The sequence below is a fragment of the Methylobacterium sp. J-088 genome (assembly GCF_022829295.1).
Lineage (GTDB): Bacteria > Pseudomonadota > Alphaproteobacteria > Rhizobiales > Beijerinckiaceae > Methylobacterium.
The window spans coordinates 243,718-267,306 of record NZ_JAKSYH010000136.1; the positions used below are offsets into that span (position 1 = coordinate 243,718).

At 67.7% G+C, this 23,589-nt stretch carries 17 protein-coding genes; 6 read left to right on the top strand and 11 right to left on the bottom strand.

The genetic code is table 11. From position 1 onward, the window contains the following. Positions 1 to 651: 651 nt before the first annotated feature. Complete coding sequence (locus MKK63_RS15275; protein ID WP_244003117.1) at positions 652 to 1,827, bottom strand: glycosyltransferase; 1,176 nt, start codon at positions 1,825 to 1,827, stop codon at positions 652 to 654. A gap of 502 nt (positions 1,828 to 2,329) precedes the next feature. Between MKK63_RS15275 and MKK63_RS15280 the strand changes: the two genes are divergently transcribed. Further along, the gene (locus tag MKK63_RS15280; RefSeq protein WP_244003119.1) at positions 2,330 to 3,049 is read left to right on the top strand and encodes an HWE histidine kinase domain-containing protein; all 720 of its coding nucleotides are present in this window, start codon (positions 2,330 to 2,332) and stop codon (positions 3,047 to 3,049) included. Positions 3,050 to 3,104: 55 nt separating this feature from the next. Here the strand turns inward: MKK63_RS15280 and pucL are convergent, their stop codons facing one another. Further along, entirely contained in the window at positions 3,105 to 3,947 is an 843-nt protein-coding gene (pucL, locus tag MKK63_RS15285; protein ID WP_244003121.1) for a factor-independent urate hydroxylase, read from the bottom strand. A gap of 152 nt (positions 3,948 to 4,099) precedes the next feature. On the opposite strand from pucL, the gene MKK63_RS15290 reads away from it, so the two are divergent. The 3 genes from MKK63_RS15290 to MKK63_RS15300 are packed head-to-tail and all read left to right on the top strand — an operon-like array spanning position 4,100 to position 8,999. Then, positions 4,100 to 4,930: an FAD binding domain-containing protein gene (locus tag MKK63_RS15290; RefSeq protein WP_244003123.1), complete on the top strand. Its 831-nt coding sequence runs from the start codon at positions 4,100 to 4,102 to the stop codon at positions 4,928 to 4,930. After that, positions 4,921 to 7,665, top strand: coding sequence for a molybdopterin-dependent oxidoreductase (locus tag MKK63_RS15295; protein WP_244003125.1), 2,745 nt, complete (start codon positions 4,921 to 4,923; stop codon positions 7,663 to 7,665). Before MKK63_RS15290 ends, MKK63_RS15295 begins: the two co-directional genes overlap by 10 nt. After that, positions 7,662 to 8,999 carry an NCS2 family permease gene (locus tag MKK63_RS15300; RefSeq protein WP_244003127.1) on the top strand — a complete coding sequence of 446 codons (1,338 nt, stop codon included), beginning with the start codon at positions 7,662 to 7,664 and terminating at the stop codon, positions 8,997 to 8,999. The genes MKK63_RS15295 and MKK63_RS15300 overlap by 4 nt, the downstream gene beginning before the upstream one ends. Positions 9,000 to 9,018: 19 nt before the next feature. Here MKK63_RS15300 and MKK63_RS15305 read toward each other — a convergent pair whose 3' ends face one another. The 7 genes from MKK63_RS15305 to MKK63_RS15335 all read right to left on the bottom strand — a co-directional run bounded on the left by MKK63_RS15305 (position 9,019) and on the right by MKK63_RS15335 (position 17,133). Then, the gene (locus MKK63_RS15305) at positions 9,019 to 9,480 is read right to left on the bottom strand and encodes a PTS sugar transporter subunit IIA (protein ID WP_244003129.1); all 462 of its coding nucleotides are present in this window, start codon (positions 9,478 to 9,480) and stop codon (positions 9,019 to 9,021) included. A 103-nt stretch (positions 9,481 to 9,583) separates the two neighbouring features. Further along, positions 9,584 to 12,301: a sensor histidine kinase gene (locus tag MKK63_RS15310; protein WP_244003131.1), complete on the bottom strand. Its 2,718-nt coding sequence runs from the start codon at positions 12,299 to 12,301 to the stop codon at positions 9,584 to 9,586. Positions 12,302 to 12,308: 7 nt separating this feature from the next. Then, positions 12,309 to 12,926 (bottom strand): K(+)-transporting ATPase subunit C, encoded by a 618-nt coding sequence (locus MKK63_RS15315; protein ID WP_244003133.1) that lies wholly within the window; start codon positions 12,924 to 12,926, stop codon positions 12,309 to 12,311. Between the two features lie 22 nt (positions 12,927 to 12,948). Then, positions 12,949 to 15,054 (bottom strand): potassium-transporting ATPase subunit KdpB, encoded by a 2,106-nt coding sequence (kdpB, locus tag MKK63_RS15320; protein ID WP_244003135.1) that lies wholly within the window; start codon positions 15,052 to 15,054, stop codon positions 12,949 to 12,951. Between the two features lie 57 nt (positions 15,055 to 15,111). After that, the gene (locus MKK63_RS15325; RefSeq protein ID WP_244003138.1) at positions 15,112 to 15,303 is read right to left on the bottom strand and encodes a hypothetical protein; all 192 of its coding nucleotides are present in this window, start codon (positions 15,301 to 15,303) and stop codon (positions 15,112 to 15,114) included. 1 nt (position 15,304) lies between these two features. Beyond that, positions 15,305 to 17,020, bottom strand: coding sequence for a potassium-transporting ATPase subunit KdpA (gene kdpA, locus MKK63_RS15330; protein WP_244003139.1), 1,716 nt, complete (start codon positions 17,018 to 17,020; stop codon positions 15,305 to 15,307). A 23-nt stretch (positions 17,021 to 17,043) separates the two neighbouring features. Further along, positions 17,044 to 17,133 carry a K(+)-transporting ATPase subunit F gene (locus tag MKK63_RS15335; protein ID WP_020091582.1) on the bottom strand — a complete coding sequence of 30 codons (90 nt, stop codon included), beginning with the start codon at positions 17,131 to 17,133 and terminating at the stop codon, positions 17,044 to 17,046. Between the two features lie 1,556 nt (positions 17,134 to 18,689). Between MKK63_RS15335 and MKK63_RS15340 the strand changes: the two genes are divergently transcribed. Beyond that, complete coding sequence (locus MKK63_RS15340) at positions 18,690 to 19,385, top strand: VIT family protein (protein WP_244003141.1); 696 nt, start codon at positions 18,690 to 18,692, stop codon at positions 19,383 to 19,385. Between the two features lie 239 nt (positions 19,386 to 19,624). Continuing rightward, positions 19,625 to 21,124 (top strand): alpha/beta hydrolase domain-containing protein, encoded by a 1,500-nt coding sequence (locus tag MKK63_RS15345; RefSeq protein WP_244003142.1) that lies wholly within the window; start codon positions 19,625 to 19,627, stop codon positions 21,122 to 21,124. Between the two features lie 10 nt (positions 21,125 to 21,134). Here the strand turns inward: MKK63_RS15345 and MKK63_RS15350 are convergent, their stop codons facing one another. Together MKK63_RS15350 and MKK63_RS15355 are read right to left on the bottom strand one after the other, a co-directional pair. Further along, entirely contained in the window at positions 21,135 to 22,337 is a 1,203-nt protein-coding gene (locus tag MKK63_RS15350; RefSeq protein ID WP_244003144.1) for a major royal jelly family protein, read from the bottom strand. 78 nt (positions 22,338 to 22,415) lie between these two features. Continuing rightward, entirely contained in the window at positions 22,416 to 23,489 is a 1,074-nt protein-coding gene (locus MKK63_RS15355; protein WP_244003146.1) for a catalase family protein, read from the bottom strand. Positions 23,490 to 23,589: the final 100 nt, after the last annotated feature.

Below are 23,589 nucleotides of genomic sequence, written 5' to 3' on the forward strand. Positions count from 1 at the left end.
ACCGAATTAGAGTAGATCTATCAAACAATTCGCCTCAGTCTTTCGAGGAGCGGAGCAGAGATGTTGCATTTGAACCCCCGCGAAGCCCTTGATTGCGCCGCCTCGTTCGTGATCGCGAGGGTCGAACGCTGGTCAGAATGGCCGGACTTGCCGCTGCGTCAGCCACAACAGGCCGGCAATGCCCATTCCGGGACAGACGAAGACCATTAACGCGAGCAGACCCATAGCCAAACTCCCGGTAAAGCGTGTCTCCCCTCGAAAAACGTTGGCAGATCGCAGCAATCCCCGGAGCCAATTTTACTAGTGCTCTGACGCATTCACTTCGTTCCTGCGAGTGAACACTAGTTATCTGGTTTTGCATCAATTTTTCCAGACTCGGCTGACGCTTCCGTCTGGATCGATGCACTTGGCTGGCCGATACGGGCGTTCACGGTAAGATACGGTCATATCCGTTTCAGCCAACCGGCCTGTTCCTCTTTGATCCACCACGCATGTACCTTCATCACATCACGGGCGGCCGCTGGAAGACGAGGGTTAGAGGGCCGATAGCCGCACCGGGGCAAGGGGCGAGAGGGGATCTGGCGCTGGTGGTGCGCCGGCGACCTTCAGCGATTCCCATCTTGAGGACTGTGGAATTTAATCGAAGCATATTCAAAGCGACGTTCGAAACTGCCAATGTGGCATGAAGTGCGTGTCATAAGATGATTTAGCAAAACCCCAGATCGGATCGACCATCTTACCCAGGGCTTCACCGGCCAAGCGCGCAATACGGGCCCGTACATCAGCGGGCAAATCCCCAGTCGTCAGCATATCCAAGCATGTTGATAAGCAGGGGCGCGTCTGACCGGTGTTGAACGCACTCACCGCATATTCATCTTGCAGACCATATTGGTAGATCCAGGGTTGCACAAAGAGATCGGATCCGTTCATCCTCGGCGGCATTCCAGCTTGCGCATAATGGAACGCGGCTACAAATTGTTGTTTCCTCCGGCAAAAGCGGCTGGCCCCATGCCGCGCTTCTGCCCGGCTCGGCCGTGTCGCGATCGCACGGTCGTATACGGCAAGTACCGCGGCGGTGGATTTTCCGAGAAACTCCATGATGTAAGCCGCGCTGAGAAGGCTTATGTAGACCTCCTCATCCCAGAAGCCCAGTTCTGCACGTTTCATGTAATATTCAAGTGAATTCTCAAAGTCGCTGATGTCACGGTAGCTCTGCGCCAAATAAAACGTATAGCGCGCGATCAGAAACGGATCTTTTTCAGATTTCAGCGCCTTTTCCAAGAGAATCGCATCACGCCTATATGTTTCGTCGCCATCACAATGCCGCGCTCCGTCCTCTCCGCGCCGCATCGCGAGTGGCAGGGATCCCTGCCAAGTCGGCTTCGGACAATCCAGGAATTCGTGCACCACGCCTCGATAGCGCCAGGGATACGCGTTGTGGACTAACTGCGTGCGCGGGTAGCGCGTGAATCGGTCGAGGATCGTGAAGGTGTAAGACGGCGCATCCAGCTTCGGCAGAATGAACCCCGCCGGGACGACCAGTTCGTCGTCCGCGTCGATGATCAGCGAGTAATCCGCATGCGGGCGGGCCAAGCGGAGCGCCTCACTCCGATTGTGGGCAAAGTCGACCCACGGGCGTTCCACAAGGCACCCCGGTATGTCCGCCATGGCGGTCCGGATGGCATCCTGTGTGCCGTCGGTGGAACCGGTATCGACGATGATCCAGTGATCGATGATCGGTCTGACCGAGTCGAGGCATCGACCAATAACGTGCGCCTCATTTTTGACGATCATTGACAGACAGATCGTCTGCTTCGACGACTTCATGGTCCGCGAACCTTTTTATACAAGATTAAATTACCCCGCAGTCTTCGATGGATCCTTTAGCTCGCAATTTCAAATTTTGCAAAGCACGATTTTTGTCTGTTTATCCTTATTGATGCTTATCTTCTTATAAAATTTAATGCTATCATTATAAAATAATGTCGATGCAACTGGCAATCAGCATGGATATAAATGGTGTAATTTTCTCGTCAACTATTCGCGCGAAATCAACATTGCGAGACCAAGCCCGCGGCACGCCTTTCATGATGCGGGCTGTAGCGCCCGCACGCTTCGTGAGCGGCCGTGTGGAAGGCGTGAGGCAGCGCGGCCGGAGTAGCGAGATCGCGAGTTCCAAAAGGTCGCACCGTCCACTCATGGCGCGAAATTGATTATCCGAGCGCAGGTGGTTGACCGCATTTTTTGAACACGTGATGGTCGCCCCGGTATCACGCGCGTGTTCGGCGCCAGTCGCATTATCGGGGCTTTCCGCCCGGAGAGGGCCTGCATGGCACAGGATCACGCGCACGACCCGCGAGTTGATGCGCTCGAGGCGGACAACGCGCGATTGAGACGGCTCCTCAATGCGAGCGGTGCGTCTGACGGATTGCGCCACGGTCTGCGCGACACCATGGCGATGCTTCGTGCGGTGCTGCGTCTGTCTGCCGACACAGCGGAAAGCGTGGAAGGCTATGCCACCCATCTCGAAGGCCGGCTCGACGCGATCGCCCGCGCGCGCATCAGTCTCGACATGTCCGGCGGGATCAGCATGCATTCGCTGATCTCGGACGAGTTGATGGTCCATCTCATCCGCGAGGGCGATCAGGCGGAACTGGCGGGCCCGACTATCCGCCTCCGTCCGAAGGCCGGACAGGTGATGGCCCTGGCTGTGCATGAGCTTTGCAGCAACGCCGTCGAGCACGGCGTTTTCGGACTGTCAAAAGGCAAGGTGAACGTCGTCTGGTCGGTGGACACCCGCGATACGATGCAGCCAAGTGATCTGGTTCTGACCTGGAAGGAAACCGGCGGCACGGACGTCGCCCCGCCGACGCGGCGGGGCTTCGGCATGCAGGTCCTGAACGACATGCTACGCTACGAGTTGAACGCCCATATCGATCTCGCCTTTGAACCGGATGGCTTGCGCTGCACGATGCGTCTGCCCCTCGTGCAGCGGATCGGCAGCGTGATCGACGCGTCCGGATCCGACGAAACCGGCGTGCCGAACTGAGGAGACCTGCCGCCGACACCGGCCTACTCCCGGTACCGCCTGGCTCTGCGGCCGATCAGTTTCGCCGGCCGATCGTCGCCTCGATGCGGCCACAAGGCTCGTCGGTCGGCTGGAAGACGGCGCCCTCGTTGTCCAGGCCGAACGGCCTGAGATCGATCGGCAGATAATGCCTGTTGGGCATTATGAATGCGATCTCGGCCAGTTCCGGGACCTCGGCGAGCGCAGCTTCACCCATCCGGTACATGCTGTCCTGAACACCGCGGCTGTACGTGGTTCCGAAGACCCGGAGCAGGATGGCGAGGATTCGGGCATTCACGATCCCATATTCGGCCGGCTTGGTCGACCAAGACCACGTCGCGTCCATGCTCGTGGCGGCGATCCGGTCGGTCGTATCGGGTAGGGTGCGATACCGGTCGTCGACGAAGCCGGTCCAGCCGGATTGCGTGGTCTTCATGAAGGTGAAATCGCGCAAGCCCGAGCGAAGCGTCGATCCGGTGCGCTCGGCGACCAGCCCCACATAGCCGAAGCCGTTGCCGTCGCGGGTGAAGGTGTGATCATGCGCCACGCCCTCGACGGCGTGGCGCAGCCACCGGGTCTCCTCGGCTTCGATCGAGACCGAGGCGACCTGCGGATAGCTTTCGATCAGCACCCGCGCCACCGCGGTGACGAACGCCTCGGCGTCGAGGGTGGGGTTCTGGGCCGCCGTCACGTTGACGATGTTCTTCACGCTGTCGGTGGCGATGCAGGCCCGGTTGTCCCCGTCGGTCCAGGCGGCGTCGAAGTCGCCGGTCAACATCACCGAGAGCGTTAGCTCGCGCGGGACGTGGTGCGCGCCGTCGCGGGCGAGGCGCATCACCCGGACGCGTTCCTTTCCATAGCGCGCGGTGATCAGCGGCATCGTGGTCTCCAGACGATCGGCTTAGCAGTCGAGCTTAAGGCGCGACACGGTGCGATCCAAGCAGGGGTCAGGCCGACACGACTTGACCGGGCCGGCGGACCGGCACGCATAGTGCGTGGCCCGATGCTCTTCTTGCCCGGACGCCGTGCTGCATGGATCTCAACACCATCGAGACCGTCCTGAGGCCGCGCAGCCGATCCGAGCTGCCGTCGTGGCAGGCGGGTGATGCCTGTCTCGCGGGTGGAACGTGGCTGTTCTCTGAACCGCAGCCGGAAACCCGCCGCCTCGTCGACCTCGCGGGTCTCGGCTGGCCAGCGCACACGATCGGACCGGATGGCCTGACCCTCGCGGCGACCTGCACCTTCGCACAGCTCGACCGCCTCACGCTTCCATCCCACTGGCGCGCTGCGCCGCTAATCCCGCAGTGCTGCCGCGCGCTCCTCGGCTCGTTCAAGATCTGGAACACCGCAACCGTGGGCGGCAATCTCTGCCTCGCCCTTCCGGCCGGGCCGATGATCGCGCTGGCCGTGGCGCTGGAAGCGCGCTGCGCGATCTGGTCGACCGATGGCGCCGAGCGGGACCTGCCGGCCGTGGACTTCGTGCTCGGGCCCCAGCGAAACGCTCTGCGACCCGGCGAGATCCTGCGCAGCCTGCACATCCCGGCGGAGGCTCTCAGTCGGCGGACGGCGTTCCGGCGCATCAGTCTCAGCCCGGCCGGACGGTCCGGTGCCCTGGTGATCGGGACTCAAGACGCGCACGGTGCCCTCGCGCTCACCGTGACGGCTGCGATCCGCCGGCCGGTCCATCTCGCCTTCGACAGTCAGCCCGACGACGCGACGCTGGCCCAGACCCTTGCCGCCGCGATCCCCGACGCGCTCTTTTACGACGACGTCCACGGCCGGCCCGACTGGCGGCGCCACGTTACCGGTCTCCTCGCCCGGGAGATCCGCGACGCGTTGCAGGGGGGCGGCGGATGCTTCTGACGATCAACGGGAGCCGGTACGAAGCCGCGCCGCGGCCGGGCCAGTGCCTGCGAACCTACCTGCGCGAGGCCGGATGGTTCGGCGTCAAGAAAGGCTGCGACGCTGGCGATTGCGGTGCCTGCACGGTCCATCTGGACGGCGAACCAGTCCATAGCTGCCTGATCCCGGCTTTCCGTGCCGAGGGCCGGGCCGTGACCACCATCGAGGGGCTCGCCGGCCCCTGTCACGCGGATGACGGCTTACCCGATACGATCCACCCGATGCAGGCGGCCTTCCTGTCCGCGCAGGGCTTCCAGTGTGGCTTCTGCACCGCCGGCATAATCATGACCGCGGCTGCCCTCGACCAGGGCCAGCGGCGGGATCTCGGCACCGCGCTCAAGGGCAATCTGTGCCGCTGCACCGGCTATCGCGCGATCCGCGACGCCATTTCGGGGATCGGCCACGCCGCGCTGGATTATGGTGGCGGCGATCCGGTGGGACAGAGCCTCCCGGCCCCGGCCGCGCTGCCGATGGTCAGCGGACGCGCGCGCTTCACCCTCGACATGCCACCCGATGACGCCCTCCACCTCAAGGTGCTGCGCTCGCCACATGCCAATGCCCGGGTGGTGGCGATCGATGCGGCGGCCGCGCACGCGATCCCCGGCGTCGTTGCAATCCTCAGCCACGCGGACGCACCACCCGGCCGCTTCTCCACCGGCCGCCATCAGGACCCCCGGGACGACGCCGCCGATGCCCGCGTGCTCGATCCGATCCTGCGGTTCGTCGGCCAACGCGTGGCCGCCGTGATTGCGGAGACCGAGGCGGCCGCAGAGGCCGGAAGCCGGGCCCTGCGGGTCACCTATCAGATCCGGCCCGCTCTGCTCGATCCAGCCTTGGCGCTCGCATCCGATGCACCGCGGGTTCACGATCCCCGCGACGAACCCGGCACCGATGCGCCGCCCCTTGGGCCCCACCCGAACCTCGCCGCCGAGGTCCATGGCGAGGTCGGCGACGTCGCGGCGGGACTCGCTGCGGCCGACATCGTCTATGCGGACACCTTCCTGTCCCAGCGTCTCCAGCACGCAGCGCTGGAGACCCATGGCTGCATCGGCTGGCACGACCCCGACGGCCGCCTGACGCTGCGCACCAGCAGCCAGGTGCCGTTCCTGACCCGGGATGCCCTGTGCGAGTTGTTCGGCCTCGAACGGGATGCGGTGCGCGTGGTCTGCGGGCGGGTCGGCGGCGGGTTCGGCGGCAAGCAGGAGATGCTGACCGAGGATCTCGTCGCCCTCGCGGTGCTGCGGACCGGCCGTCCGGTACGCTGGGAGCTGACCCGGCAGGAACAGTTCACCGCGACCACGACCCGCCACCCGATGCGGGTGACCGTAACGGTCGGCGCCCGGCGGGACGGGACGCTCACGGCCATCGACCTAGAAGTCCTCTCGGATACCGGCGCCTACGGCAACCATGCGGGCGGGGTGATCCACCACGGCTGCAACGAGGTGCTGGCGGCCTACGCCTGCCCGAACAAGCGGGTTGCCGGGCGCGCCGTCTACACCCACACCGTCCCGTCCGGCGCCTTCCGGGGCTACGGCCTGAGCCAGACGACCTTCGCCCTCGAATCCGCCCTGGACGAGGTCGCCCGGCGCCTCGGCATCGATCCGTTCGACCTGCGTCGCCGGAACGCCATCAGGCCGGGCGACCCGATGGTGTCGAGCAGCCTGGAGCCGCACGACGTGGTGTTCGGCAGCTACGGGCTCGACCAGTGCCTGGATCTGGTGGAAGCGGCGTTGCAAGCCGATCCAGGACCGGAGCCGGAACCGGGCTGGCGCGCCGGCACAGGCATGGCGATGGCGATGATCGACACGATCCCGCCCCGCGGCCACTTCGCCGATGCCCGGGTGAGCCTGGAGGCGGACGCTACCTACACCGTCCGGGTCGGCACCGCAGAGTTCGGCAACGGCACCAGCACGGTGCATCGTCAGATCGCGGCCTCCGCGTTGCGCGCCGATCCTGGGCGCGTGCGGATCCTCGCGGCCGATACGGATGCGGTCGGCCACGACACCGGTGCTTATGGCAGCACCGGCACCGTCGTCGGCGGTCTGGCGGTGCTGCGTGCCGCCGAGGCCCTGACGGAGCGGATCCGCGCCCAGGCGGCTGAAATGTCCGGCGCGGCCGTCGAGGCTTGTCGGCTCGACGGCGATAAGATTGTGACGCCTAGCGGTCCGCTCGCTCTTGCCGCAATCGGACCGCTGGCAGCGGACGGGTACGCCGACGGCAGCCCGCGCTCGGTGTCGTTCAACGTCCAGGCCTTCCGGGTGGCGGTCCGGCCGGAGACCGGGGAGGTGCGCATCCTGCGCAGCATCCACGCCGCCGATGCCGGGCGCGTCATCAATCCGATGCAGTGCCGCGGCCAAGTGGAAGGCGGCGTCGCGCAAGCGATCGGCGCGGCACTCTACGAGGATGTCCGCATCGACGGCGCGGGGCGGGTGATCACGCAGGCGTTTCGCGACTACCACATCCCCGCCTGCGCCGATGTCCCGGATACGCAGGTCCTGTTCGCCGAGACCCACGATAGCGTCGGCCCGCTCGGCGCGAAATCCATGAGCGAATCGCCCTTCAACCCCGTCGCGGCGGCGCTCGGCAACGCGATCCGAGACGCGACCGGGGCGCGCCTTACGGCGACACCGTTCGCGCCCGACCGGATCTACCGGGCCGTCGCGGCCAACCTGAACGCGGACGGCGCCTCGACATGAAGCGGGATGCCATCGCCCCTGAGCCGTTGGGCAATTTTCTGGAGCGAACATTCCAGCTCTCCGAGCACGGGACCAACGTCCGCACCGAGCTGCTGGCGGGCCTGACTACGTTCCTGACGATGGCCTACATCGTGTTCGTCAACCCCAGCATCCTGGCGGATGCCGGCATGCCCCGCAGCGCCGTGTTCGTGGCGACTTGCCTCGCGGCAGCCCTCGGTTCGCTGATCATGGGGCTCTACGCCAATTATCCGATCGCCCTCGCGCCCGGGATGGGGCTCAACGCCTATTTCACCTACGTGGTGGTGCAGGGCCTCGGCTTCGCTTGGCCCGCTGCCCTGGGGGCCGTGTTCATATCCGGCTTGTGCTTCCTGATCGTGACGCTGACCGGGCTGCGCGCGATCATCGTCGATGGGATCCCGCGCTCGATGCGCATCGCCATCACGGCGGGGATCGGCCTGTTCCTGGCGATCATCGCGTTAAAGAATGCCGGCATCGTCGCGGCGAGCCCGGCCACGTTCGTAACCCTCGGCGACCTGCATCGACCCGGAACGGTCCTGGCCGTGATCGGCTTCCTCATGGTCGCCGCCCTGTCGGCCCGGAAGGTGCGGGCGGCTCTGCTCTCCAGCATCCTCACGGTCACCGCCCTGAGCTTCGCTGTTGCGGGGAACGGCTTCCAGGGTATCGTCTCCCTGCCGCCGTCGATCACCCCGACGCTGTTCGCACTCGACATTCCAGGCGCCCTGTCGGGCGGGCTGCTCAACGTGATCCTAGTCCTGTTCCTGGTCGAACTGTTCGACGCAACCGGCACGCTGATGGGGGTCGCCAACCGGGCCGGACTGCTCACCGAGGGCCGGATGCGCCGCCTCGACCGCGCGCTGATGGCCGATTCCGCGTCGGTCTTCGTGGGCTCGCTGCTCGGCACGTCGAGCGCAACCGCCTATCTCGAGAGCGCCTCCGGAGTGGAGGAGGGCGGCCGCACCGGCCTGACTGCCGTGACGGTGGCGATCCTGTTCCTGGCCTGCCTGTTCTTCGCCCCGCTGGCGGCTGCTGTCCCACCCTATGCGACCGCGCCGGCGCTGTTCTACGTCGCCTGCCTGATGCTGCGCGAACTCGCCGACCTCGACTGGGACGATCGCACCGAGGCGATCCCGGCCTGCGTGACGGCGCTGCTCATGCCGTTCACCTATTCGATCGCCACCGGAGTTTCCTGCGGCTTCATCGCATACGCGGCGCTCAAGCTGTTCACCGGCCGGGCGCGCGAGGTGAAGCCGGTGGTCTGGGTGATCGCCGCGATCTTCCTGTTCAAGTTCGTCGTGATGGGCGGGGCGCATTGATCAACCCGGGGGCGTCGCGTCACGCCTCCGTGAAGCTCCGGCCGCTCGCCGCGGCATGCAGGCTCTGCCCGTCCCGGGCGCGACGCAGCGCAGCGGCGGTCTCGGGGTCGCGCAGGCGGCGCGCCACGCAGGCGAGGGCGTTCAGATTCTCGCCCTCCGCATCCGCGGGGAGCAGCAGCAGGAAAACAAGATCGACCGGCCGGTCATCGACAGCGTCGAAGTCGATCGGCTCGCGCAGCCGGGCCAGCATCCCGAAGGGGCGCCGGACGGCGTCCAGCCTGGCATGGGGCAGCGCGATGCCATCCCCGATCCCCGTGGACCCGAGATCCTCGCGCCGGAGCAGGGCCGGGAGGATCGCCGCAACATCGATCCCGAGCGTGCCGGCCGCCCGGCGGGCCAGATCGTCGAGGAGCGGCTTCTTTCCCGACGTGCGCAGACCGATCAGAGCGTTGGCCGGCGCAAGGATCTCGTCGACGGTCATGGCCGCGCAGGTCGTCCATTCGGAGGCATCGTGGAGTCCTGTTCGTCAGCATGTCGCCGCACCGCCGGCCCCCGTCGGCCGGACCCCAGGTTTATCATCGCGCTCATGCGGTGATGCCCTTCGAGGCGATCTGCGCTGGTATCGGCAGGATGATGCTGAAGCAGGCCCCGCTCCGGTCGCGGCGATTCAGAGCCGTGACCGTGCCGCCCATCGCCTCGACGAAACCGCGGGCGATGGCGAGGCCCAGCCCGGTCCCGGCCCGAACCCGGTCGCCCTTGCGGGCCCGATAGAACTTGTCGAACACCCGCTCGGTATCGGTCTCCGGCAGGCCATCCCCCTCGTCCAGGACTGTGAGATGCACCGCGCTCCCTTCGCGGACCGCCCGGAGCGTCACGGTCGAGCCCTCCGGCGCGTATTTGGCAGCGTTGTCGAGGAGGTTGACGAGAACCTGTTCGAACAGGACCGGATCGAGCGCCAACGTTGGCAGATCGGGGGCGACGTCGACCACGATGTGGTGCTTCGCGAGGACCTTCTGGGTCCGCCGCAGCGCGGTATCGACGGTCTCGCCGATATCCTGCGCCGAAAGATTCGGCGCCACCGCTCCCGCCTCCAGACGGGTCATGTCGAGCAGGTTGGCGATGAAGCGGTTCAGTCGTTCCGCTTCTTCGATGATAGTGCCCAGCAGCTCCGCTTTCGCGTCCGGCGCCAGGGCGGCGTCGAGGTCGCGTAGCGTGCTGGCGGCCCCCAGCACCGAGGCCAGCGGCGTGCGCAGGTCGTGGCTGATCGAGGTGAGCAGCGCCTGTCGCAGGCGGTCCGTCTCGGCGGCGCGCTCGGCCCGGTCGAGATCCTCGACGAGGCGGACCCGCTCGATGGCGAGCGCCCCCATATCGGCCAGCGCGTCGAGGAGGCGGCGAGCCTCCGGCGTCAGGATCGGCCCGGTCCCGTCCGCGTCGAGACCGATCACACCGATCGTGCCGCGCCCCGTGCGCATCGGCAGGAACAGGCGCTTCGCGCCCGGTAGCGTGTCGGCACCCCGGCCGGCCGGCCTGTCGTTGTCGAACGCCCATTGGGCCGCCGCCACGTCGGCCGCCTCCAGCATGTCCTCGGGTGGATAGCCGGCTCGGACGGTGACGGCCTTGCCGTCCGGCAGGAGCAGCACGACGCGGACCTTCAGCATCGCCGCGACCTGGGCGCAGGTCGCCCAGAGGACATCGTCCAGAGTCCCGCAGGTGGCGAGCTTGCGCGAGAAGCCGAACAGCCGCTCCGTCGCCCGCGCCCGCCCCTGGCTCACCACGGCGACCCGCCGGGCACGGGCCGCGAGGTTGGAGACCAGCACCGCCACCAGGGTGAAGAGCAGGAAGGCTGCGACGTTGGTCGGATCGGCGATGGTCAGGGTGTAGACCGGCGGCAGGAAGAAAAAGTTGTAGGCGAGCGAAGCCGCCACGACCGCGGCCAGCGCCGGACCGAGGCCCCAGCGCACCGCCACCGCCACGACGGCGGTGAGCAGGAACAGGTCGGCGTTCTCGATGCCCGCGTAGGGCTGCGCCAGGATGGCCGCCCCCAGACCGGCCGCGATGGCGGCCATGGCGATGCCGTAGGGCCTAATGTCGAAGCCGGAGCGCGGGGGCGCTACCGTGATCGCCCGGCGGGGCTGCCGCTCGTCCGGGACGGACTCGCCCCGGACCACATGAATGCTGATGTTGCCGCTCAGGCGCACGAGGTCATGGACCACCGAGCCGTTGATGAGTTCGAACAGCCATGACCGGTTCGCCTTGCCGACGATGATGTGGTTGACGTTGGCCGAGCGGGCGTAGTCGAGCGCGTCGTCGGCGATGCGCCGGCCGCCCGGCAGGGTGACGGCGTCGCCCCCGAGCCGGTCGGCCAACCGGAGGGCCTCGGCGATCCGATCGCGCTCCGCCTCCCGGAGGGACGCTGCCCGGGCGCCTTCGATCACGAGCGCCGTCCAAGGCGCGTGCAGACGATCGGCGAGGCGCTTGGCGTAGCGGACGAGGCCCGACGAGCTGGCATCCTCATTCACGCAGACCAGCACGCGCTCGCCCGCCGCCCAGGGGCCCGCGATGGCATTGGCCCGCATGTGGCCCAGCAATTCGTCATCGACCCGGTCGGCGGTGCGCCGGAGCGCCAGTTCCCGCAGGGCCGTCAGGTTGCCGCGGGAGAAATAGTGCTTGAGAGCGCGCTCGGCGTTGGTCGGGACGTAGACCTTGCCGTCCTTCAGGCGCTGGATCAGGTCGTCGGGGTTGAGATCGACCACCTCGATGTCGTCGGCCCGGTCGAGGACGCCGTCCGGCACGGTCTCGCGCACCCGGATACGGGTGATGGAGGCTACAACGTCGTTGAGGCTCTCGACATGCTGGATATTGAGCGTCGTCAGGACGTCGATGCCGGCATCGAGCAGTTCCTCGACGTCCTGGTAGCGTTTCGGATGGCGCGAGCCCGGGGCGTTGGTGTGGGCGAGCTCGTCGACCAGCGCGAGCGCCGGCCGGCGGGTGAGCAGGGCGTCGAGATCCATCTCCTGCAGCACAGCGCCGTGATACGGCACGGGCCGACGGGGAATCGTCTCGAAGCCGTCGACCAGGGCCTCGGTCTCGGCGCGGCCGTGAGTCTCGACCACGCCGATCACCACATCGGTCCCGGCTTTCAAGCGGGCGCGCCCGATGGTCAGCATCTCGTAGGTCTTGCCGACGCCGGGAGCGGCGCCGAGGAAGACTTTGAGCCGTCCGCAGGTCCGCTCTTCCCGGCGCGCCGCTTCGAGGAGCGCGTCGGGGGAGGGGCGATTCGGCTCGCGACCGGGCTCGGGCATGGTTCCTCTATAGTGCGCCTGACGGGCGGGCGAGACCTTCGAGGGCGAGGTTCAGGGCGAGGACGTTTACGCGCGGCTCGCCGAGGAGCCCGAGCGAGCGGCCCTCGACATGGGATGCCACCAGATCGCGCAACTTATCCTCGGCGATCCTGCGGCTCTTGGCGACACGTGGCACCTGGAAATAGGCGGCTTCCGGTGAGATGTCCGGGTCGAGGCCGGACCCGCTGGTCGTGACGAGATCGATCGGCACCGGCGCGGCGGCGTTCTCGGACTTCAGCGTCTCAAGGTCGCCCTTCACCCGCTCGGCCAGAGCCGCGCTGGTGGGCCCGAGGTTCGAGCCCGAGGAATTGGCGGCGTTGTAGGGCGCCGGCACCGTCTTGGACGCGTTGGCGGGATCGGTCGCGGTGGTGGCCGAGGGGCGGCCGTGGAAGTAGCCGGCGCCGGTGAAATTCTGCCCGATCAGGCCGGAGCCGACGGTCGTGCCGCCCCGCTCGATCAGACTGCCGGCAGCCTTGGCGGGGAAGATCGCACCCGCGAGACCCGTCATGGCAAGGGGATAGGCGAGGCCGGTGATCACCGTGAGCGCGGTGAGCAGGACCAAAGCGGCGCGAAGCTGTCTGAGCATGGTGGGTCTCCGGGGGACCGGTTCAAGCGAGGTGGAGGGCCGAGACGGCGAGGTCGATGGCCTTGATGGCGACGAAGGGCACGAAGACGCCGCCAAGCCCGTAGATCAGCAGGTTCCGGCGGAGCAGCGCGGCCGCACCGACGGCCCGATAGGTGACGCCGCGCAAGGCGAGCGGAATCAGCGCGACGATGATGAGCGCATTGAAGATGATCGCCGAGAGGATCGCGCTCTGCGGCGAGGCGAGGTGCATCACGTTCAGCGCCTGAAGCTGCGGATAGAGCCCGAGGAACATCGCCGGGATGATCGCGAAGTACTTCGCGACGTCGTTGGCGATGGAGAAGGTCGTCAGCGCGCCGCGGGTCATCAGCAGCTGTTTGCCGATGCCGACGATCTCGATGAGCTTCGTCGGGTCGCTGTCGAGATCGACCATGTTGCCGGCCTCGCGGGCCGCCACTGTGCCGGTGTTCATGGCGACGCCGACATCAGCCTGGGCCAGGGCCGGGGCGTCGTTGGTGCCGTCGCCGCACATGGCGACGAGCTTGCCGTCCGCCTGCTCCTTGCGGATCAGCGCCAGCTTGTCCTCCGGGGTGGCCTGGGCGAGAAAGTCGTCGACGCCGGCCTCGGCGGCGATCGCCGCCGCGGTCATCGGGTTGTCGCCGGTGATCATCACCGTGCGGATGCCCATCCGGCGCAGCTCCGCGAACCGCTCGCGGATGCCGCCCTTCACGATGTCCTTCAGATAGACGACGCCCAGCAGCTGCCCGTCGCGGGCTACCGCGAGCGGCGTGCCGCCGGCCTTGGCGATCGTCTCCGCGATGGCCCGGATCTCGATCGCCGCCTGGCTCTCGGCGGCGCTGTGGACGGCCAGCGCCGCATTGGAGCCGCGGCTCGGCACCGGCTGGCCGGAGAGCGAGGCGATCATCGCATCGACCGCACCCTTGCGGATGGAGGCGCCGTCCAGATCGACGCCCGACATGCGCGACTGCGCGGTGAACGGCACGAAGGTGGCGTTGAGCCCGGCCATGTCGCGGGCGCGGAGGCCGTATCTCTCCTTGGCGAGCACCACGATGGAGCGGCCCTCCGGCGTCTCGTCGGCGAGCGACGCGAGCTGCGCCGCGTCGGCCAAGTCCTGCTCCGAGACGCCCCGGACCGGGCGGAACTCGGTGGCTTGGCGGTTTCCGAGGGTGATGGTGCCGGTCTTGTCGAGAAGCAGGGTGTCGACGTCGCCGGCGGCCTCGACGGCGCGGCCCGACATGGCGAGCACGTTGAACCGCACCAGCCGATCCATGCCGGCGATGCCGATCGCCGAGAGCAGGGCGCCGATCGTGGTCGGGATCAGCGTGACGAACAGGGCGACCAGCACGATCACGGGAATCGAACCGCCCGCGTAACTCGCAAAACTCGGGATCGAGGCCACCGCGAAGACGAAGACGAGGGTCAGCCCGGCGAGCAGGATGTTGAGGGCGATCTCGTTCGGCGTCTTCTGCCGCGAGGCGCCCTCGACCAGCGCGATCATGCGATCGACGAAGGTCGAGCCCGCGGCTGCGGTGACGCGGACCTTGATCTCATCCGAGAGCACCTGCGTGCCGCCGGTCACCGCCGAGCGGTCGCCGCCGGATTCGCGGATCACCGGCGCCGATTCGCCGGTAATGGCGGCCTCGTTGACCGAGGCCACGCCCGCGATCACCTCGCCGTCGGAGGGGATCAGGTCGCCGGCCTCGACCAGTACGACGTCGCCGACCTTGAGGGACGTGCCGGGCACCATCTCGAAGGTCCGGCCGAGGATCTTAGGGTCGCTGCCGGTGAGGCGCTTGGCCGTCATCTCGGTGCGGGTGCGCCGCAGGCTGTCGGCCTGGGCCTTGCCGCGGCCCTCGGCCAGCGCCTCGGCGAAGTTGGCGAAGATCAGGGTGAACCACAGCCACAGGATGATCTGGCCGGAGAAGGCGAGGTCGCTGCCGCCGGTGGCGAGATCGCGGGCGAACAGCACGGTGGTGAGGATGGCCACGACCTCGACCACGAACAGGACCGGGTTTCGAATCATGGCCCGCGGATCGAGTTTTCGCACGGAGCCGAGGAGGGCCGGCCCGATCAGGGCGGCGCTGAACAGGGAGGATGTCTGACGCGACATGGGGGGTGTCCGGAGGGAGGCGGGAGGCCCGGCGCGAAGCGCCGGGCGCTGTCGGGGTCAGGGGGCCAGCAGGCCGCTGGTCAGGGCGTAGGCCGCCAGCAGGGCGAAGCCGCCGAGCAGCACGACGCCGAGGAGTGCCAGCACGAGGTCCGAGGTCCGCACCGGCTGGGATTGGCTCCGCCGGGGCTGTGGCCGATGCAGCATGAGCCGGTGGCCCGGCATGCGGCGCGAGGGCAGGGCGCGCGGCATCTCAGCCCCCCGCCGCGAAGGTCTGGCCGGCCGACCCGGCCAGGTGCTCGACCACGGGGCCGAGTGCCAGGGACGGGAAGAAGGTCAATCCGCCGATGATCAGGATCACGCCGACGAGCAGCCCGACGAACAAGCCGCCATGGGTCGGGAGCGTCCCCGCCGAGGCCGGTACCCGCTTCTTGGCCGCGAGCGAGCCCGCGATGGCCAGCACCGGGATCTTCACGAAGAACCGCCCGACCAGCATGCCGATGGCGAGCGTGCTGTTGTAGAACAGCGTGTTGGCCGTCAGCCCGCCGAAGGCCGAGCCGTTATTGGCCGCCGCCGACGTGTAGGCATAGAGGATCTCGGTGAAGCCGTGCGGGCCGGCATTGGCCGGACCGGCCAGCCCCGCCGGCAACACCGTGGCGAGCGCCGTGAAGCCCAGCATCATCAGCGGCAGGCAGAGGATGCCGAGCATGGCCATCTTCACCTCCTTCGCCTCGATCTTCTTGCCGAGGTATTCGGGGGTGCGGCCGACCATCAGGCCCGCCACGAAGATCGCCACGATGACGAAGATCAGTATCCCGTAGAGGCCGGCGCCGACGCCGCCGATGATGATCTCGCCGAGCTGCATGTTGAGCAGTGGGACCAGGCCGCCGAGCGCCGTGAACGAGTCGTGCATGGCGTTGACGGCACCACACGAGGCCGCCGTGGTGATCACCGCGAACAGCGCGGAGGCCGCGATGCCGAAGCGGGTCTCCTTGCCCTCCATGTTGCCGCCGGTGAGCCCGAAGCCGTTGAGCACGGAGCCGCCGTTGGCCTCGGCCCAGTAGGTGACGGCGACGCCGGCCACGAAGAGCAGGCCCATGGCACCGAGGATCGCCCAGCCCTGGCGTTCGTCGCCGACCATGCGGCCGAACACGTTGGTGAGCGCGGCGCCGATCACGAAGATCGAGACCATCTGGACGAAGTTCGACAGGGCGGTGGGATTCTCGAACGGGTGCGCGGCGTTGACGTTGAAGAACCCGCCGCCGTTGGTGCCGAGCATCTTGATCGCCACCTGGCTCGCCACCGGGCCCAGCGCGATCGTCTGCTTGGCGCCCTCCAGGGTCATGGCGTCGATGGAGGGCGAGAGCGTCTGCGGAATGCCCTGCCAGACCAGGAACAGCGTGTAGGGGATGCAGATCGGCAGCAGCACGTAGAGGGTCGCGCGGGTCACATCGACCCAGAATGAGCCGATCGTCCCCGTGGAGGCGCGCGCGAAACCACGGATCAGCGCCACCGCCACCGCCATGCCGGTCGCCGCCGACAGGAAGTTCTGGTGCGTCAGCCCCAGCATCTGCGACAGGTACGAGAGCGTGGTCTCGCCGCCGTAGGACTGCCAGTTGGTGTTGGTGATGAAGCTGGTCGACGTGTTGAACGCGAGGTCCGGCGCGACCGCGGCCTGATCGGCCGGGTTGAGCGGCAGGACCGCTTGCAACCGCAGCATCGCGTAGAGCACCGCGAAGCCCAGCACATGAAACAGGATGACCGCGCCCGTATAGGCGAGCCAGTGCTGCTCCTGCCGGGCATCGATGCCGGACACGCGGTAGAGCCCGCGCTCGACGGGGCCGAGCACGGGCGAGAGGAGGGTGCGCTCACCGGCGAAGACGCGAGTCATGTACGACCCGAGGGGCTTCACGAGCGCCAGAACGACCGCGCAGTAGAGCGCGATCTGGATCCAGCCGTTGAGAGTCATGGGAAAGGGTCCTGCGGGGCCGCTCAGAACCGCTCGGGGCGGACGAGGGCGTAGGTGAGGTAGACGAGGAGGCCGGCGGTCACGCAGGCGCCGAGGGCGAGGTCGAGGGTCATGGCGGCCTCGCTCAGAGCCGGTCGCAGAGCGCGGCGTAGCCAGCGGCGGCCGCGAAGAAGGCGAGGCCGCCGGTGATGAAGACGATGTCGAGCATGGTGGTCGGGTCCGGTCCGGCGGACCGGCCGCGGAGGCTCCGCGACCGGCCTTGGCCGTCTTGGAGAGTGCCCGGAAACCGCGTTAGGGTTCGAGCCAGGACCGGGTGCGTCCATCTCAGGATCGCATAAGGATTTTCGGTTTTGGCTGGCGCGGGGAGGGCGTCACGCGGCGCCGTCGAGGGTCACAGGACTCGCGGGATCGACATCCGCTGCGCCATTCTCACCGTTCGGTCCGCTCGCGGATGCCCGCATCGTGTGCGAGTCCCCTCTCCCATGCGGCTATGGACTGTACGGATTCCATCCGTTCCGGGTTCGGACCCAAATTTCGACTGTCGATCCCTAAGAAGCCAAAGACGAGGCCCAGTCGATTTTCACGACGCACATTGCGGCGCATAAAATCCGTGCGGACTACAATGTTTGCATATGCGATAACTGTGGGGGCGGTGCAGGAACGAGCAGCACGGTGTCGTCGGTACCACGCCCCTCCCTGGCCCCTCTGCGCACTGACTTCGATATTCACTCGAGCGCTCTCCGCCGAAGTGGACGCCGGTTCGGCGCAAGAGAGCGCTTTAAAACAAAGGTTTAGAGCCGTGCCCGATTGCAATGCGCACGGTACACGACAGTGACACCACCGTCGCCGAATAGGGCGCGGGTCCCCTCTCCCGTGCGGGAGAGGTCTGCTTTCGCAGAAAGCCGGGTGAGGGATGAGAACTTTCCGGAAGAGGCGCACCCTGTCAGCGCCTTGAAGGTGCGCGCGATCCTGAACCTTCTCGACCCTCACCCCAACCCTCTCCCGCCCGGGAGAGGGGACCCGCGCTCGATCTCTGAACCGGTGTGTCCGAACCCGATGTAGGAACCCGCGGGCTTCTACGGGGGAGGCGGCCGCCCGTCAGCCCCGTCCAAACCCGACATGTGAATTCGGTAGCTCGCAAAGGGGGGCTGTTCGGTCAGCGATTGCAGAGCCCCCCGTGGAGACACCATCCCTCTCCGAGCGAATGCTGCCTGCGCCTCGGTCGGGTTCTCTGCTCAAGCGGCGATCAGTGGCTCCTGCAATCGAATAAAGGTGCTGCCCTGACGGGCACGCCAAACCATCACAGCGTTCGCATCATCACTTCGCCGCGAGACGCGCGGTCGTGCATCTTGCAAGCCGGCGTTAGATTGGATTAGTTCCAATCTGCGATGTCCGACTTCGAACCGTCTCCGGCCTGGCGCGCCCTCACTCCCGGGCAGCAGTTGATGCTGCGCCGCCTGGATCGTGACGGCGCCCTGCCGTCGCCCGGGCCCTGGGAAATGCGGACCGTGCGGTCCCTGCTCGCGCGCGGTCTCGTGCGACCCAGGCGACCCGGAGACGAAACCGTCGGCCTCTGGTTCCTGAGCGCGAAGGGGAGCCGTATCCTGCCGCGGGATCTGGACGATACGGATCCGGCCTGCGTCCCGCTCTCGTCGCCTCCGTGACCTTGATGCGCCCCGTCCATACCGAGCGGCACCTGATCAACCGGATCGGCTGGCTGCGCGCCGCGGTCCTCGGCGCCAATGACGGCCTCGTCTCGACGGCCAGCCTGATCGTCGGTGTCGCGGCCTCTGCCGCCGGTCCGGGGGAAGTTCTGGTTGCCGGCTGCGCCGGGCTCGTGGCGGGCGCGATGTCGATGGCAGCGGGCGAGTACGTTTCGGTGAGTTCGCAATCCGACACCGAGCGGGCCGACCTTGACCGGGAGCGCGGCGAGCTCGCGGACGACCCGGCGGCCGAGCGGGAGGAACTCGCCCGGATCTATATCGACCGGGGCCTCGACGAGGCCTTGGCGCACCAGGTCGCGGACCAGCTCATGGCGAAGGACGCGCTCGGCGCCCATGCCCGCGATGAACTCGGCATCTCGGACCTTACCGCGGCGCGACCGGTCCAGGCGGCCTTGACCTCGGCGGCGACGTTCTCGGCGGGAGCGGCCATGCCGCTGCTCGTGGCGGCTGTTTCGCCCGGCCGGATCGCGGTCTTCACGGTCTCGGCGGCCTCGCTGCTGTTCCTGGCCGTGCTCGGCGCCCTCGGCGCCCGCGCCGGCGGCGCACCGCTGATCCGGGCCACGGCGCGTGTTACTTTCTGGGGGGCGCTCGCCATGGCGGTGACGGCCGGAATCGGCAGCCTCGTTGGCAAGGCCGTCTGACGCGGCAGGCGTGCCTCGACCCGAGACCCGGCTTCCGGGGAGACAGGCACCCGCATGTGCACCCGGACGTGATGGTGCGGCCTCACCCTCAGCTTGCACAGGCTTCCGGCCACGGCGATGGTCCGGGGCGGATCCGGCTCGGAGGAGGCCGGACCGGCACGGGGATCGCCATGGGACGCTGTCTGGGTGCTGCCACGCTGGTCGCCGTCGCGTTATGCGGGAGCGCTGCGCGAGCCGAGGTGACGCGGCTCGAAATCACCGGCCGGCAAGCCTATGGCGCGTTCGCGGCCGGGGATTACGTCCGGCTCGATGGAACGGTGCACGGTGAGCTCGCGCCCGACGCCGGCGGCATTCCCGACCTCGACAAGGCGGAGCGCACCCAGGACGGCAAGGTCGCGTACGCGGCGCGCGTCATCCTGTTCATCCCGGCCGATCCCGCTGCCGGTAACGGCGCGCTGCTGGTGGACGTGCCGAACCGCGGAAACGCCTACGCCAACGCGCTCTACAACAGCCCGCGCACCGTCCCGATGCAGTCCGGCAACCTCGAACCCGGCACCGGCTTCCTAGAGGATCGCGGATATGCCGTCGCGGAGGTCTTCTGGGAACTCGGCCGCGGCGCGGATCTGCCATCCTTCACCGATCCGGACGGGAGGCGGCGCTTCGTCGAGGGCGTCGGCTTCGCGATCGTGCGCGACACCGCGGATTTCCTCGCCCATGCGGCGTCCGATTCGACGGGAACGCGCAACCCGCTCGCCAGCGCGATCAACCGGACGATCGGCACCGGCAAGTCCCAGGATGGGCGGTTCCTCAAGACGTTCCTGCTGCACGGCTTCAACGTCGCGCAGGGCCGGCGCGTGTTCGACGGGATGCACGTCTTCGTCTCCGGCGCGGGCGTGCTGCCGATCCTGCAATCCGGCCCCGGGCCGCATTCGAGCGGCGACAAGACCCCGAATTTCGCCGATCCAGACTATCCGGGCGTCAACGACGGGCCGCTGACCATCGGCGAGATCGTCCGCACCGTCGAGGCGCGCGGGGACGTGCCGCCCAAGATGATGCTGCTCAACGCCACGGTCGATTACGCCTCGTTGCGCGCATCGCTTGGCCGGACCGGTGGGCACGGCACCGCCGATCTGCCGCTGCCCGCGAACGTGCGGATGTACGATGTCGCCGGGGCGTCGCACGTCACCGTCCTGAAGGCGGATCGCTGCACGCGTCCGCCCGGCCGGCTCGATTGGGCGCCCGTGGCCCGGGCGACCCTGCAGCGGCTGGACGGATGGGTGGCGCGGAACACGCCGCCGCCTGCGACCCGGCTGATGCCGCTCCAGCCCGCGCCGGAGGATACGACCGTCCTGCAAGCCCCGAAGGCGTTGCCGGACGCGGTCGTGCAGGTGCCGCAGCGGGATGCCGATGGGAATCCGATCGGCGGCGTGCGGCTGCCGGACATCGCGGTGCCGCTGGGGGTTTACGGGGGCCAGAACGCGCCGCTCACCACGTTCACCTGTTCGTTGGTCGGCGCGTATCAGCCCTTCGCCCGCACGCGCGACGCGAACGATACCGGTCTGCCGTCACTGGCCGAGCGGTACAGGTCCCAGCAGGACTACGTGACCCGCGTCGGCGTGGCCGCCCGCGCCGCGCAGGCGGACGGCTTCCTGCTGCCGGGTGATGTCGCCGTGATCGTCAACGCCGCCGCCGAGACCCCGTTGTTCGGCAACCCGGTGGAGACGGCACCACCCCGATGAGCGCGGCGCCTCAGCGCGCCACGCCTCCGGTCGAGCCCGTCGCTTCGCCCGCGCCGGACTTAATCGCCCAAAGTTCGGTCGGCAGGGCGATCGGCGCGCCCGGCTTGTAATCGGCCGAATCCTGGATGTGCGAGGTCGTCACGTAGATCGTGCCGTCCGGCCCCTCGCTGAACGTGTCGGGCCAGCGCAACCGCGAATCCTGGACCAGGGTGGTGAGGCTCGATCCGTTCTGCGTGAGGTCGCGGACCTTCACGGCATTGTCCTGCGGCGAGGTCACGTACATCCGGCCGTCCTTGCGGGCGATCAGCAGGCCGTCGGCCGGGCCGTTCTCGCCGACCGTGACGATCTTTCCGCTAAGCGTCCGGTCGCTCAGCATCTCGGGCACGAAGGACGACGTGGCCCAGCCGGTGAGCGCATCGGTCGGCAGGCTGTAGAGCGTCTTGCCCTTGATCGCCTGCCAATACAGCGTCTTGCCGTCAGGCGAGAGGGCGATGCCGTCCGCCGCGAAGTTGACGCCGCGTCCGTCGGGCCGGCGCAACGGCGCCCCGTCGTATTCGACGGTGACGCTCTTGTCCGGCATGGTCGAGGCGTGGCCGGACAGCACGCGCTTGGCCGAGCCGCTGTCGAGATCCACGACGATCAGCGCGCCCTCGGCCCCGGAATCCGTGAGGAACGCGGTCTTCCCGTCCGGCGTGATGCGGACGTCGTTGATGTAGGAGGCCTGCAGGACGGTGCTGGTGTCGAACGGGATGGTCTTCACGACCGTGTTGGTCTTCAAATCGATACCGACGAGCTTAGGGCCGTCCTTGATCACGTGGGCCATGGCGGGGGCGGCCGCGTCGACAACCCAGAGCCGGTCCTGCTGGTCGGCCACGACACTCTGGACGCAGACGAAATGCGTCTTGGGGTCCACCGTGTCGGACTTCGCGTTGCGCCAGCCGTTCCATTCCGCGTCCGGGAAGGGGACGGGCTTGCCGTCCTTCAGCTCGGCGACCGAGACCGGGGCATCCTCGCTCCACCGGGGGAAATTCACGAACAGTCGCCCATCCCGGCTGGCGGTGACGCCCGTGACCTGATGATCGAAGCCCGTCACTCTGGTGAGCGTCGCTTGGCCGGACGGCTTGTCCTGCGCCGAGGCCGGTGCCGACAGGAGCGCCGCGCCGGACATCAACAAAAGGGCCAATCCGGGCCGAAAGCCGGTGAAAAACGTCATGGCGCGTACTCCAGGGAATTCATCGGGCCAACGCGCTGCGACAGGCCGGGGTCCCGCAGGATCCGGCGCCGAGCCTTCTCAGCGCGCCGCCGGCTCGTGGATCGGGCAGCCGTTGAAGCGCTCGCGGAACGCAGCCGAGTGCCGGTAGGGTGCGTTGCGGGCGCGATTGATGTTACCGAGCGGCCGGTGCGCCGCGAGGCCGGTCCAGACGCTGAACCGCATCCCCTCATCGACCGCCTGGACCCGAGCCGCGTCCCAGCTGTCCTGCGGTCCAACCGTGATGGTCGCGACCCGCTGAAACGGCGCTTCCTCCTCGTCCCACGCGACGGTCGGATCCTCGACCGGCTGGCGGTCCAGGTCGCGGCAGAGCTGCACCCGGAACTCCCACACGCCCTCAATGCCGGACATTTCGGAACGGACGGTCTCGCGGATCGCGTCAGGCCGGCCGGACGCGTCGATCTCGGTGCCGGTCAACTCGGTCAGCCCGGACGAGACCGGGCGGAGCGAGAACTTTGCGATGTAGTCGCCAAAGCGAAACGGCGTCACGCTGTAATAGGTCTCGCCGAGGGGATCGACGTTCGGCGCGCCGCCGAGGGAGGCAAGGGTCGGGCTCTCGACGCCGACAGCCTGCAGCGCCTTATTGACGCCGCGCAGCACCGTGGAGGCGGCGACCTTGAGGCCTTCGGCCTGGTCGGTGGTGCCGGCGAGCAGCTTCAGGCTGCCAAGGAACTTCTGGGCGTCCGGCGCCTGGAAGACGGGTCCGTTGACCATGATGAAGTTCTGCGTCGTCCCCTCTGCGTCGGGCAGGCGCTCCCCGGGAGCGTCGAGCACCTTCACGGCAAGGCCGCGTGGCAGCGAGACGGCATCGGGCAGGATGTCGCCCGCATTGGTCGACAGTCGCATGTAGACCCTGTGCGTACCGGGCTTGGCGAACAGCCCCTGCGCCAGCTCCGGCGGCAGGCCGTCCGCGATGCGCATCACCCCTTCGAGGATGCCGTGAGCCTTCGCGTGGACGGACCGGACGGCATGGCCGGAATCGTCGGCGACACGCTGCAGGATCGTGTCGAAGGTCTGGCACAGTTCCGCGATGGTCTCACCCTCGTCCGGCTTTACCACCTCGACGTCAGGGCTGTAGCGCACGGGTGATTGCAAGGTTCGTCTCCGCCGTTGGGCGAGAACAGAACTTGCGGATCTGCGTGACGTTCCGGATGGCGGAACACACGATTGCCCGCCAATGACCGCGGGCACTGTC